Annotated in this window: 6 protein-coding genes; 3 read left to right on the top strand and 3 right to left on the bottom strand. The window is 60.5% G+C overall.

Annotation, left to right across the window (positions count from 1 at the left end; translation table 11 throughout):
- Positions 1–67 precede the first annotated feature (67 nt).
- Both ACM6IV_RS23265 and pap read right to left on the bottom strand, forming a co-directional pair.
- A complete protein-coding gene (locus ACM6IV_RS23265; RefSeq protein ID WP_414871820.1) occupies positions 68–1252 on the bottom strand; it encodes a thiolase family protein in 1185 nt (394 codons plus the stop codon).
- Positions 1253–1354: 102 nt separating this feature from the next.
- On the bottom strand, positions 1355–2869 hold the full coding sequence (gene pap / locus ACM6IV_RS23260; protein ID WP_414871819.1) for a polyphosphate:AMP phosphotransferase: 1515 nt from the start codon (positions 2867–2869) through the stop codon (positions 1355–1357).
- Positions 2870–3041: 172 nt separating this feature from the next.
- On the opposite strand from pap, the gene mnmC reads away from it, so the two are divergent.
- Positions 3042–5021 (top strand): bifunctional tRNA (5-methylaminomethyl-2-thiouridine)(34)-methyltransferase MnmD/FAD-dependent 5-carboxymethylaminomethyl-2-thiouridine(34) oxidoreductase MnmC, encoded by a 1980-nt coding sequence (mnmC, locus tag ACM6IV_RS23255; RefSeq protein WP_414871818.1) that lies wholly within the window; start codon positions 3042–3044, stop codon positions 5019–5021.
- 3 nt (positions 5022–5024) lie between these two features.
- Here mnmC and ACM6IV_RS23250 read toward each other — a convergent pair whose 3' ends face one another.
- A complete protein-coding gene (locus tag ACM6IV_RS23250; RefSeq protein ID WP_414871817.1) occupies positions 5025–9860 on the bottom strand; it encodes an NEL-type E3 ubiquitin ligase domain-containing protein in 4836 nt (1611 codons plus the stop codon).
- Between the two features lie 230 nt (positions 9861–10090).
- Here ACM6IV_RS23250 and ACM6IV_RS23245 point away from each other — a divergent pair, with 230 nt between their 5' ends.
- Together ACM6IV_RS23245 and ngg are read left to right on the top strand one after the other, a co-directional pair.
- Positions 10091–11863: an N-acetylglutaminylglutamine amidotransferase gene (locus ACM6IV_RS23245; protein ID WP_414871816.1), complete on the top strand. Its 1773-nt coding sequence runs from the start codon at positions 10091–10093 to the stop codon at positions 11861–11863.
- A 3-nt stretch (positions 11864–11866) separates the two neighbouring features.
- Entirely contained in the window at positions 11867–13615 is a 1749-nt protein-coding gene (gene ngg / locus ACM6IV_RS23240; RefSeq protein ID WP_414871815.1) for an N-acetylglutaminylglutamine synthetase, read from the top strand.
- Positions 13616–13626: the final 11 nt, after the last annotated feature.

Here is a 13626-nt window from a genome sequence, read left to right as displayed (position 1 = left end):
TGCATTTCAAATGTGGGAGCGGGCTTGCTCGCGAAGAGGGCCGAACAGACACCCGATAGTTTGTGGTTTAGCGCACCGCCTCAAACAACCCCGTCGCCCCCATCCCGCCGCCCACGCACATGGTGACGATGCCATAGCGCACATTACGCCGCTGCAACTCCCGCACCAGATGCCCGACCTGCCGTGACCCGGTCATCCCGAATGGGTGACCAATGGAAATCGAGCCGCCATTGACGTTGTACTTCTCGTTATCGATCTCCAGCCGATCGCGGCTGTACAGGCACTGCGACGCAAACGCCTCGTTCAGCTCCCACAGATCGATATCCGCCACCTGCAAGCCCTTGGCCTTGAGCAGCTTCGGCACCGAGAACACCGGGCCGATGCCCATCTCGTCAGGTTCGCAACCGGCCACGGTGAATCCACGAAAAAACGCTTTCGGCTTGAGCCCCAGTTGCAGGGCTTTTTCCAGACTCATCACTAAAGTCATCGAAGCACCGTCGGACAGTTGCGACGAGTTGCCCGCCGTCACCGAGCCATCCTCGGCGAACACCGGTTTCAGCCCGGCGAGGCTTTCATACGTGGTGTCCGGGCGGTTGCAATCGTCGCGGTCGACGACGCCATCGAGAATCTGCACTTCGCCGGTGTTTTTGTCCTCGACGCGATACTTCACCGCCATCGGCACGATTTCATCATTGAACAGCCCGGCCGCCTGTGCCTGGGCGGTACGAAGCTGACTTTGCAACGAGTAGCGATCCTGCGCTTCACGGCTCACGCCATAACGTCGCGCCACCACTTCGGCGGTCTGGCCCATCGTGTAATAGATGCCCGGCGTCTGCTGTTTCAGCAGCGGGTTGATCAGGTGATCGGTGTTGACGCTTTTCAGCGTCAGGCTGATCGACTCGACGCCGCCGGCAATGATGATATCGCTGCAACCCGAGGCAATCTGGTTCGCGGCAATCGCAATTGCCTGCAAACCCGACGAGCAGAAACGGTTGAGGGTCATGCCGGCGGTGCCGGTGCCCAGGCGCGACAGCACCGCAACGTTACGGCCAATGTTGTAGCCCTGCGCACCTTCGTTGGAGCCAGCGCCGACGATGCAATCCTCGACACTGGCCGGATCGATGTCGTTGCGCTCGAGCAGCGCGTTGACGCAATGGGCCGCCATATCATCGGGACGGGTCTGGTTGAACTTGCCGCGAAAGGATTTGGCCAGGCCAGTCCGCACGCTGTCGACGATCACCACTTCACGCATGGCATACCTCATTGTTGGGGTCAGTTGAGAGTGGACCGAGCATAAGTCCACCCCATTCCCGACCGCGACAATCATTCACCCCGCGTATGCGCGCCCATCGGTTCAGTCCTTGTGTTTCTTCGCGCGCTTGTCGGATTTCTCGAAGGCTTCTTCCAGCGCGCAGTTGATCGTGCGCAGCACCTTGACCCGGGCCCAGCGCTTGTCATTGGCCTCGATCAGCGTCCACGGGGCGATTTCCGAACTGGTGCGGTCGACCATATCGCCCACAGCAGCGCGATAGGCATCCCACTTGTCGCGATTGCGCCAGTCGTCTTCGGTGATCTTGAAGCGCTTGAAGGGAATCTCTTCGCGCGCCTGGAAACGCTCCATCTGCGTGTCTTTATCAATGGCCAGCCAGAACTTGACGACGATCACTCCGGCGTCGGCCAGTTGCTCTTCGAAATCGTTGATCTCGCCGTAGGCGCGCAGCCAGTCGGCCGGCGTACAGAAGCCCTCGACACGCTCCACCAGCACCCGCCCGTACCAGGAACGGTCGAACACGGTGAACTTGCCGCGCGCCGGAATATGCCGCCAGAAGCGCCACAGGTACGGCTGCGCGCGCTCCTCTTCAGTGGGCGCAGCGATGGGCACGATGTTGTATTGACGCGGATCGAGCGCCGCTGCCACCCGGCGAATCGCGCCGCCCTTGCCGGCCGCGTCGTTGCCTTCGAACACCGCGACCAAGGCGTGGCGGCGCATGCGTTTGTCGCGCATCAGCCCGGACAAGCGCGCCTGCTCGGTGATCAGTTGCTCTTCGTAGTCTTTCTTCTCCAGACGCTGGGTCAGGTCGAGGCTGTCGAGCAGGTTCAACTGATCGACCGGTGTGCCCAGCGGCGCGGCGCTGACATCGTGGGGATGCACGTCTGAACGTTTCAGCGCATTTTGCAAACCTTCGAGGAGAATCTTGCCGACCGCCAGGCTGCGGTAATTGGCGTCGGCGCCTTCGATCACGTGCCACGGTGCGTAATCACGGCTGGTACGGCGCAGCACCCGCTCGCCGTACTTGACGAACTTGTCGTAAGTCTGCGATTGCTGCCAGTCCAGCGGGCTGATGCGCCAGCTGTGCAGCGGATCATCGGCCAGCGCCTTGAGCCGCGCCTTCATCTGTTTCTTGGACAGGTGAAACCAGAACTTGAAGATCAGCGCGCCTTCATCGCAGAGCATCTTTTCCAGACGCTCGGCACCGGCAATGGCCTGATCCAGACGCGGATCCTTGAACAAACCATGCACCCGCCCCTGCAACATCTGGCTGTACCAGTTACCAAAGAAAATGCCCATGCGCCCCTTGGCCGGGAGCATCCGCCAGTAGCGCCACGCCGGTGGCCGTGACAGCTCTTCATCGGTCTGCTGATCGAAGGTGCGCACTTCGATCAGGCGCGGGTCCATCCACTCGTTGAGCAACTTGACCGTCTCGCCTTTGCCCGCACCTTCAATGCCGTTGATCAGGATGATCACCGGGAAACGCTTCTGCTGCTGCAATTCGAACTGGGCTTCGAGCAAGGCTTCACGCAATGCCGGGACGGCCGCATCAAAGGTGTCGTTATCGATGGCGTGACCGATTTCAGCGGATTCAAACATGGGACGGCTCCTTCCAGGATTCAGCAAGACTAGCGGATTGGGCACAGCCGCGGCGCAGAAATTCCCGCGGGTGGCGGATTGTCCGTGAGTCGTCGCGCGCAAGCCTTGCCATGGATCAAGCAGCCCCGGCGCGATCGGCTAGAATGGCGGCCTTGTCGTTGCCGAGCCTGCCATGAAACCTGTATTGCCCCACGCCCAACTCGACTGGGATGACCACGGCCGCCCGCGTTCGCGGGTGTTCGATGACGTGTATTTTTCCGACCAGTCAGGTCTGGAGGAAACCCGTTACGTGTTCCTCGAACAGAATCGCCTGGCCGAGCGTTTTGCCGCACTGCCGGCAACTGGTCGTCTGGTTATTGGTGAAACCGGCTTCGGTACCGGGCTGAATTTTCTCTGCGCCTGGCAGTTGTTCGAGCAACACGCCGTGGCCGGTGCACGCCTGCATTTCGTCAGCGTCGAAAAATACCCGTTGAGCCCCGCCGACCTGAAACGAGCCTTGGCCTTGTGGCCGGAACTCAAGCCTCTGGCCGATCAGTTGCTGACGCATTACGTGGCGATCCACGCAGGCTTCCAGCGCATCACCCTGGCCAGCGGCCGCGTGACGCTGACGCTGTTGATCGGCGATGCATTGGAACAACTGCCGCAGCTCGACGCGCAGATCGACGCGTGGTTTCTCGACGGTTTCGCCCCGGCGAAAAACCCCGACATGTGGACCGCCGAATTGTTTGTCGAGCTGGCACGGCTGGCGGCGCCCGGCTCGACCATCAGCACCTTCACCAGCACCGGTTGGGTTCGCCGTTTGCTGAATGCCGCCGGATTCAAAATGAAGCGCACACCGGGCATCGGCCACAAGTGGGAAATCCTCCGTGGCGAGTTTCTCGGCTGGCCGGCGGAAGTTGCGCCGCCAGCGCCGGACAAGCCGTGGTTCGCTCGTCCTGCGCCGATCGCCGCTGAGCGTCGTGCGCTGGTGATCGGCGCCGGTCTCGCTGGCTGTGCCACAGCGTCCAGTCTGGCCGCACGCGGCTGGCAGGTCACGTTGCTCGAACGCCATGCAGCCGTGGCACAAGAAGCTTCGGGCAACCCGCAAGGCGTGCTGTACTTGAAATTGTCCGCCCACGGCACGGCGCTGTCGCAACTGATCGTCAGTGGCTTCGGCTACACCCGACGCCTGCTCGAAACCCTGCAACGGGGCACCGACTGGGACGATTGCGGTGTACTGCAATTGGCATTCAATGCCAAGGAAGCTGAACGCCACGCGCAATTGGCGCAGGCGTTCCCGCAAGATCTGTTGCAGTGGCTCGATCAACCCGACGCGCAAGTCCGCGCGGGCGTCGGTGTGGTCCATGGCGGTCTGTACTATCCCGAAGGCGGTTGGGTGCATCCGCCGGCGCTGTGTCAGGCGCAAACCGCGCAGGCGAACATCGAACTGCTCAACCATCACGAAGCTCTGGAACTGCGCAAGGTCGGTGATCAGTGGCAAGCCTTCGCCGGCGACCGCTTGCTCGCCAGCGCCCCGGTCGTGGTACTGGCCGGTGCCGCCGAGATCAAACGCTTTGTGCAAAGCGCCGAGTTACCGCTCAAGCGCATTCGCGGGCAGATCACACGCCTTGCTGAAACATCAGAAAGCCAAGCGCTGACCACCGTGGTCTGTGCCGAAGGCTACGTCGCCCCGGCGCGTTTGGGTGAACACACCCTCGGCGCCAGTTTCGATTTCAACAGCGATGACCTGACGCCGACCACGGCCGAACATCTGGGCAATCTGGCGATGCTCGAAGAGATTTCCAGCGACCTGGCCGCGCGTCTGCACGTCAGCGAACAACCGGTCGAAGATCTGCAGGGCCGCGCAGCCTTTCGCTGCACCAGCCCTGACTATTTGCCGATTGTCGGCCCCCTCGCCGACCGCGAAGCGTTCCTCGACGCCTATGCCGCCCTGAGCAAGGACGCCCGTCAGGTTCCGGACATCGTCTGCCCCTGGTTGGATGGCTTGTACGTTAACAGCGGCCACGGCTCTCGCGGGCTGATCACCGCGCCGCTGTCAGGCGAACTGCTTGCCGCGTGGCTGGACAACGAACCGCTACCACTGCCACGCAGCGTGGCCGAAGCCTGTCATCCCAACCGTTTCGCGTTGCGCCAGTTGATACGCGGCAGGTAAGGCTCACTCATCGGACATCGCACACAATCCAAGATCCATCACGCGTATCGCGTCTGCGGTGAGGCGGGAGAACACCTTTTCTTCGGCTTGCTCGCGCTCGAGCTGGGGCACATCCATCGCGTTTCTGAGGTCGTCCTCAGACAGCTTATCGCGCTGGTCCTCCAGCGCTTCGATTTTTTCGTTATAGGTTGCCTGAATACTGGCGAACTGGCGGGGAAACGTCCGTTTGAGATAGTCGCACCAGAACGGCTTGCGCAACATGAAGGTCAGCCATTCGGATGACAGCTCGGCTGTCTCGACCTTGCTCTTTGCAGTTGCCAGATCCGCCGCAGTGACCTTGGCCAGCCCGGTAAACTGCATATGCTGGGGCTGCCCTGGCAGATCCAGCGTCTCGGCCAGCCCGATCCGATAAGCCAGGCTCACCTCCAGTGGGTCGAGAGCCGGATGCTTGAGCGCATGCTCGTGGGCAATCTGGTTAACCTGGTCCAGCCGGAACAGCCCCCGGCCAAGCTTGAGCAGTGGCCTGGCGCTGGTGATGCGGCCTCCGGCGAGGCTGGTCACCTGGTCAATTTCCACGGCCAGTTCCAGATGGCTGAAATTGATCGCCGCCGAATCTGTACAGTTGATAGGGTTGGCGGCCAGGTTAAGCACTTGATCACACAGGATGGCGTCGCGTTCGGCCGCCTCCAGCACGACCCACACGCGTCGACGCATGTCTTCGTTGACCTTTACCGAATCGGCCGTATTGCCCAGCTCCGAAAGCAGAAAAAACAGGCCCTCGGCATTCGGGTCGTCCCTGAATGCCTTCCAGATGCGTTGACGTCGGGTAAAGTCCGTTCCCACCCCTTCGTCCAGCCACAACGAGCGCGCCTTGTATTCGTCCATTCGGGCATTGTCGTTTTCCAGATAGCCCATGCCGATGCCGACATTGTTCAAGTAGTCGGCCAAATGGGTGCTGCTGGCCAGCGACAATGGATTGCCGCGCAGATTGAACGCTTTGCTGTAGCGTTTCGATGATTTGAACAACCAGGCTGGCAGGTCCTTGATCTGGTTGTAGCGCAGATCCACCCAATCCAGAGAAGGCAGCCGGGCAATTCCTTTCGGCAGCTCGGTCGCGCCCGTGTCGCGCAACGCCAGGCTGCGCAAATCCAACAGTTTGCTCACATCCGGGGTAGCGTCCAGCGTGTTGTAGTTCATGTTCAGGTGGGACAGCGTGCGCATATTGCTCAATTTGACCAGCGTGTATTCGGTCAGCTTGATCTGATTGTTCGCCAGGCTCAACCGCGCGAGGTTCGGCATGTGTGACAACACCTCAGGCAACCGAGTGAGCTTGTTGCCGTCCAGTTCCAGCGATTCGACTTGCCTGAAGGCTTTGAGGAAATACGCGAGATCGTCACCCTGGTCCATCTGCTTCAACGACAAGTGCTTTACATGATCGAAATTCAAACCCGTGGGGAGCGTGGGCAACTTGCCGACGTGCATCTTGTCGAGATTGAGAGCGCAGACGGATTTTCCGCTTTCATCCACGGCCATGACAATTCGTCGGAAACTGTCTTCGATCTGCTCTGCCGTAAAAGTTCGGCTGCGGTGCACCACTTGCAATTCGCCGCCCAGTGCCTTCATGGCGGTCTCATCTTCAGCCCAGGCCGCCAGCACTTCACGCAATTGCTTCAGATCAGCGCGCAATCCTTTCACCCGAGTTGCCCGGGCCAACAAGTCAGTGCCGAGGCCATCGATGAACTCGCTGGCCTGTTGTTCACTGAAGCGCGGGTAAAGCTTTCTGACTTTGCGTAGCAACGCGCGCGGGTGAGTCGTCGCCGTGCTGACAGGGTCAGCCTGGATACAGGCAGACTCAGTCACCGGCAATTCAAGTTTGCCGGTCGTCAAGACGCGTTCACTGGCCTTCCGCTCATCCAGCGCCACGTTGAGCAATTTCCCGCGCAACCGCGCACTGTCGGCAGCCACGGGATCGGCAAAACCGAGGGCGGTACGCTGACGCAATGGTAGTGCCTTGAGGATCGCGGCATAGAGGCTGTCCGGCCCCGCAGCCACGCGACCGAGGGATTTACCATCCCCGGCGAACGCTTCATAGCCTTGGCTGGACTTGACCAGCGTGCAGGCGCTGGAAGGCAACGCCGACTCGCTGCCGATGGCTTCCAGCACCGGCCCCTTCAACGCCTTGTCCCGCACTGCGAGGCGCATTCCGACGTCCCAGCCATTCAACCGAGGCAGCAGTTGAATCGCCAGTCGATCACTGTCGGCATTGGCGACCTGCGGCACGTGCAACCCGGTCAACGCGCGATCAACCCGTACCTGCGCCATACCCTCGCGGATTTTTTGCCCCAGACGCAAAGGCACGCGCCCGGTTGATCGCAAGTGCAAACGGTCGACACTCGCGGCCCGATCAATCAAATGTTGTGCATAACGAGCGGGGATATCGGCAAACACGGCGCGCAACTTCTTCACCTCGTCAGCATCGCTCTGATCGTAGCGGGCATACATCCGCTCAAAGACTTCCCGACGATCCGAGGCGAGTGCAGCGGCCAGTTTTTTCGCCAATGCCTGACGTTCACCCTCGCCAAGAACCCTGGTTCCCACCAACGTATCGACCTCCTTCTGATACAAGCCATCGATCACGGTTTGAAGCAATTGACCGGAATCGAGCTGCTCCTGGCTGACAGGCACACTGAGTTTGTCGTCAGGACGCTGAGGGGCGGGATACCTTGCCGTGACGTTGGCGTCCTCATCGGCAACCTCGATATAGCGATCGGCTGGCCAGCCCGGCAACTTCGCCAAGCCGTGCAGTTGTTCTTCCACCGGTTGGCCAGCGTGCGTCTCACCACTTCCCAGCTCGATGATGAGCTGGCGCAACTGGCGTTCGATACGCAGGCGTTCCACGGTGTCGCGCAAGCGCACTGGCAGCGCCAGATTGTCGGCAGCGGCGCGCTGCAATTGTTCGTGGCTGACACCGCTCAGGCGTCGCATCATGTCCAGATCGTTGTCGACAAACTCGCTCAGATGCGGGTCCATGCGCTTGAGGGTGTAGGGCGTGCTGCTCCACTGTGCAGGATCTTCATGGGCCAGTCGCCAGCCGCCCTCGATGTGCCGCTCGAGTTCAGGAGAGTAGGCGTCTGCACGGAGGGGATGTTCAAGACGCCAGCGCCTGGTTTGCGCGTCGATGGAACCGGAGACGATTCGATGATCGACACGGCCGACCGTCTTGTCCCTGATCTCGAACACCTCCTCGGAATCGGATGCGACCGTAAAACCCACCGGCAACCGATGCTCATAGGGCGTCAAATCGGGCTTCCACAGCCGCGCCTTGCCAGCGGTATTGGTAATGGGAGCGAACTGACCGAAAAACGCCGGTTGGGCCTTGACCAGTTTGCGTCCCAGCGTGCCCACAACTTTTTGCCCACCCGCGAACAGGCCCATCACCACGATGTTCTCTACCACACTTAACACGTGAGACAAGGCCTCCTGATGATCGCCGCGGCGCCAGTCCTCAACCCCCTCGTACACTTCCGCCAGCAACTGCCCCACGGCCACCCCCATCATCAGTTGGCCGACCACCGGAACGAAGAACCCTGCCACCGTTGCCAGCGTCACCCCCAGTTCAAGAAAATCGAGCAGTCGTTTCTGGCGCACGTCCTCGTCAATATCTTCGGTCGGCACGGCGAGTTTGCGCGCGTCGATCTGCAGCTTGCCAACATGGCTCTGCACCATGAATTCGAACAGCGGCACCTTGATTGGCAGCGGCGTGATGGTCCCCAGGTCCGCGCGACTGACCAAGGTCTTGAAAAAGTCTGCCTTGTCATCTTCATCAAGGCAGTTGGCGAAGTAATTCTTGTAGTTTTTTTCCTTCAGCTTCCCCGCGAGGTACTCCTTGAACGCAGTAAAACTGGCGTATTCGTACAACGGCCTGTCGGGCTCGTTAGCTGCGTAAACCAGACACCCTTCGTCGGGGTGCGACGCTAGCGAATTGACAGAAAACACCACGACGCCCCAGATGCAACTGTCGAATATTTCGATGCCCTGCATGATCAAAGGGCGCCCCTTGTGGTGCAGGTTTTTTGCTGAAACCACGCCGTCAGCGTCGATCAGTCTCTGCAATGTACGTACGCTCGCGGGAGTGATGTGTCGGCGCAAGCCCGCCAGATGCATGTCCAATTGCAGCAGCTGCTTTTTGAGCGCCGCGATGTCGCGGGTCATTGGACTGGTCGCTACGACCTTGCCGTCAGCGTCCTGGAGGCCGAATACTTCCTGAAAATGCTTCTGGTAGCGTTTGCCCAGATCCAGTTCACGACAAAATCCGGCAAATGATGCCGGGGTCAGCCCTGCCACGCCCGCCGGCGCACTGCTCACCCGCACCAGACTGCCAGAGGGGAAACCGTCAGCCTCCTCGTCATCGGTGAAGTTCTGCATCGCCGCTTGCAACAATGTCTGGGTGGCGTGCGGCACCGCTTCGACAGCCTTGTCATCGGTGGTGACGGGCGAGCAGCCGCAATCCGGTCCCGGGAGGCTCAACAGATCCTTTTCGACATTAAATACCGCCGACCACTTGCGATTCATCGCCTCGGTCAGTTCCTTTTTGCAAAAATCGTTCAGCGGCTTGAGTTTGAGCAGATCCTTTTCGACTCTGAGCTGAACGGCGTGCAGTTCGCGCGCGGTTAGATCAAGGGCGGCCAGTGTGCTGGCCGAACTTTTGAGCAAGCTCTCGGGCAAGCTTTCTTGCAACGCTTCGGCGGTGTCCAGATCGCCAGTGGCTTCGAGCAACACACCAAGCGTTTCCTGATGGGTGGGTGCTTGCGGCGCGGGTTTATCCTGTGCAGTGATCATCGCAATAATCCTTTATTGCAGGTTCGAAGCCAAAACCTTATCGGGCTCGCGACAGGACGGTGCGGTACATAGTGATATTCGCAACGCGAAAGCCGGAGAATTGAAGGTTCAGTCGGCTTATAACTCATTGTTCTAAAACTCCACTTACCGGCACGGGTCAGTTTCTGAGTACCGCCCTTCTGGCAGGTACGGCTTGACCCCTCCCCAACGGAAAAACCGGTAAGGACTTTATGTGCGGATTAGCTGGCGAGTTACGTTTTGATCACCAACCTGCAGACCTTGCAGCGATCGAGAGAATCACCCATCACCTGGCCCCTCGCGGCCCCGACGCGTGGGGCTTCCATGCCCAAGGGCCGATTGCCCTGGGCCATCGTCGCCTGAAAATCATGGACCTGTCGGACGGCTCGGCGCAGCCGATGATCGACAGCCAGTTGGGCTTGTCCCTGGCCTTCAACGGCGCTATCTACAATTTCCCGGAACTGCGCGCCGAACTCGAAGCGCTGGGTTACGCCTTTTATTCCGGTGGCGACACCGAAGTGCTGCTCAAGGGCTACCACGCCTGGGGCGAAGCGCTGCTGCCCAAGCTCAACGGCATGTTCGCGTTCGCCATTTGGGAACGCGACGCCCAACGCCTGTTCATCGCCCGCGACCGTCTCGGCGTAAAGCCCTTGTACCTGTCACGTACCGGTCAGCGCTTGCGCTTTGCCTCGGCGTTGCCGGCGCTGCTCAAGGGCGGCGACATCAACCCGATCCTCGATCCGGTGGCGCTCAATCACTACCTGAATTTCCATGCCGTGGTCCCCGCCCCGCGCACCCTGCTGGCCGGCATTGAAAAACTGCCACCCGCGACGTGGATGCGCGTTGAAGCCGATGGCAGCACCGAGCAGAAAACCTGGTGGACCCTGCCCTACGGCCCGCACGACGACGAGAAAAATCTGACGCTGGAAGACTGGGTCGACCGCGTCCTCGACAGCACCCGCGAAGCGGTGGCGATTCGTCAACGTGCGGCGGTGGATGTCGGTGTGCTGCTCTCCGGCGGTGTCGATTCGAGCATGCTCGTCGGCCTGTTGCGTGAAGTCGGCGTGGAGAATCTCTCGACCTTCTCCATCGGTTTCCAGGATGCCGGTGGCGAACGCGGTGACGAGTTTCAGTATTCCGATCTGATCGCCAAACACTACGGCACTCAGCATCACCAATTGCGCATCGACGAGAAAGAAATCATCGAGCAACTGCCCGCCGCGTTTCGAGCGATGAGCGAGCCGATGGTCAGTCATGACTGCATCGCTTTCTACCTGCTGTCGCGCGAAGTGGCCAAGCACTGCAAGGTGGTGCAAAGCGGACAGGGTGCTGACGAGTTGTTTGCCGGTTATCACTGGTATCCGCAAGTCGACGGCGCGGCCGATCCGTATGCGGCGTATCGCAACGCGTTTTTCGACCGCAGCTATGACGACTATGCCGCGACCGTGCAGCCGAAATGGCTGACTGCGAACGACGCTGCCGGTGACTTCGTGAAGGCGCATTTCGCACAACCTGGCGCCGATGCCGCAGTGGACAAAGCCCTGCGTCTGGACAGCACGGTGATGCTGGTCGATGACCCGGTCAAACGCGTCGACAACATGACCATGGCCTGGGGCCTCGAGGCGCGCACACCTTTTCTCGACTATCGACTGGTGGAACTGTCCGCTCGCGTACCGGGCCAATTCAAGCTGCCCGACGGCGGTAAACAAGTGCTCAAAGAAGCAGCGCGCCGGGTCATCCCGAGTGAAGTGATCGACCGCAAAAAAGGCTACTTCCCGGTGCCCGGTCTCAAGCACTTGCAAGGCGACACCCTGAACTGGGTACGCGAACTGCTGCTCGATCCAAGTCAGGATCGCGGCCTGTTCAACCCGGCCATGCTCGATAAATTGCTGACCGACCCGCAAGGCCAGTTGACGCCGTTGCGCGGTTCGAAGCTGTGGCAACTGGCAGCCCTGAACCTGTGGCTCAGTGAACAAGGAATCTGATCGATGAAACCCCACGCCACGGCCATCAACCAACGGCTGATACGCGGTCAGACACCGTCCTATGAACGCTTGCAGGCACGTCTGGCCGAAGACGGCAGCACGCTGGTCGCCGACCCGATTGCGGTCCATTGCGGCTGGGGCCGCTTGCTGATCGGGCACACCTTTCCCGACCCGGCATCGCTGGCGCAGGAGCTGCTCAAAGAGCAGCCCGGTGAGCGCGATATCGCGTTATATGTTGCCGCGCCACAGCAGATTCTCGGCCTGGAACCGACGCAACTGTTTCTCGACCCGTCCGACACCTTGCGCCTGTGGTTCAGCGATTACCGGCAGGCCACAAGAGTCTTTCGCGGCTTTCGTATTCGCCGCGCGCAGAGTGAGGCGGACTGGCAGGCGATCAATCTGTTGTATCAGGCGCGCGGCATGTTACCGATCGATGCCACGCGGCTGACCCCGCATCATCAGGGCGGCCCGGTGTACTGGCTGGCCGAGGATGAAGACAGCGGCGCGGTGATCGGCAGCGTCATGGGCCTGAACCATCAAAAGGCCTTCAACGACCCGGAAAATGGCAGCAGCCTGTGGTGCCTGGCGGTTGATCCGCAATGTTCGCGTCCGGGGGTCGGTGAAGTGCTGGTGCGGCACCTGATCGAGCACTTCATGAGTCGCGGTCTGAGCTATCTCGACCTGTCGGTGTTGCACGACAATCGTCAGGCGAAAAACCTCTACGCCAAGCTCGGTTTTCGCAACCTGTCGACCTTCGCCATCAAACGCAAGAACGGCATCAATCAGCCGCTGTTTCTCGGCCCGGGGCCTGAAGCGCAATTCAATCCGTATGCGCGGATCATCGTGGAAGAAGCCCATCGACGCGGCATTGATGTGCAGGTGGATGATGCCGATGCCGGGTTGTTCACCCTCAGCCATGGCGGACGCCGCGTGCGTTGCCGCGAATCGCTGAGCGACCTGACCAGTGCAATCAGCATGAGCCTGTGTCAGGACAAAAGCCTGACCCACAAAGTGCTGAAAGGCGCCGGACTGAACCTGCCCTCGCAGCAATTAGCAGGCAATGCCGACGACAACCTGGCCTTCCTCGACGAGCATCAACGGGTGGTGGTCAAGCCACTCGACGGTGAACAGGGCCAGGGCGTGGCGGTGGATTTGCGGAGCATCGAAGAGGTGCAGCAAGCCATCGAAACGGCGAAGCAATTTGATAGCCGCGTGCTGCTGGAAAGCTTCCACGAAGGGCTTGATCTGCGGATTGTGGTGATTGGTTTTGAAGTGGTGGCGGCGGCGATTCGTAAACCGGCAGAAGTGGTCGGCGATGGCCAGCATTCGGTGGGCGCGTTGATCGAGGCGCAGAGTCGGCGTCGGCAAGCGGCCACCAGCGGCGAAAGCAAAATCCCGCTGGATCACGAAACCCAGCGCACCCTCCATGCCGCGGGTTACGACTACAGCAGCATTCTGCCGGCCGGCGAGCACCTGTTTGTGCGCCGTACGGCGAATCTGCACACCGGCGGCACACTGGAAGATGTCACCGCGATTCTGCATCCGACCTTGGTCGATGCGGCAGTAAGGGCGGCACGGGCGCTGGACATCCCGATGGTCGGCCTCGACTTGATGGTGCCCGCGGCGGATCAGCCCGAGTACGTGTTTATCGAGGCCAATGAGCGCGCCGGGTTGGCAAACCACGAGCCGCAGCCGACGGCGGAGCGGTTTGTTGATTTGTTGTTTCCGCACAGTCAGCCGGCCATTTCTTGAATCTGCTTTGT

Origin of the sequence: Pseudomonas sp. IT-347P (genome assembly GCF_949768005.1) — a bacterium.
In the GTDB taxonomy this organism is placed as follows: Bacteria; Pseudomonadota; Gammaproteobacteria; order Pseudomonadales; family Pseudomonadaceae; genus Aquipseudomonas.
Note: the sequence above shows the minus strand (reverse complement) of the source record. Positions and strands in the feature narration are given on the sequence as shown.

What these genes read in the sequence shown, in the direction of transcription:
- ACM6IV_RS23265 (WP_414871820.1), bottom strand. Translation starts at nt 1,252, where the DNA reads ATGCGTGAAGTGGTGATCGTCGACAGCGTGCGGACTGGCCTGGCCAAA.
- pap (WP_414871819.1), bottom strand. Translation starts at nt 2,869, where the DNA reads ATGTTTGAATCCGCTGAAATCGGTCACGCCATCGATAACGACACCTTT.
- mnmC (WP_414871818.1), top strand. Translation starts at nt 3,042, where the DNA reads ATGAAACCTGTATTGCCCCACGCCCAACTCGACTGGGATGACCACGGC.
- ACM6IV_RS23250 (WP_414871817.1), bottom strand. Translation starts at nt 9,860, where the DNA reads ATGATCACTGCACAGGATAAACCCGCGCCGCAAGCACCCACCCATCAG.
- ACM6IV_RS23245 (WP_414871816.1), top strand. Translation starts at nt 10,091, where the DNA reads ATGTGCGGATTAGCTGGCGAGTTACGTTTTGATCACCAACCTGCAGAC.
- ngg (WP_414871815.1), top strand. Translation starts at nt 11,867, where the DNA reads ATGAAACCCCACGCCACGGCCATCAACCAACGGCTGATACGCGGTCAG.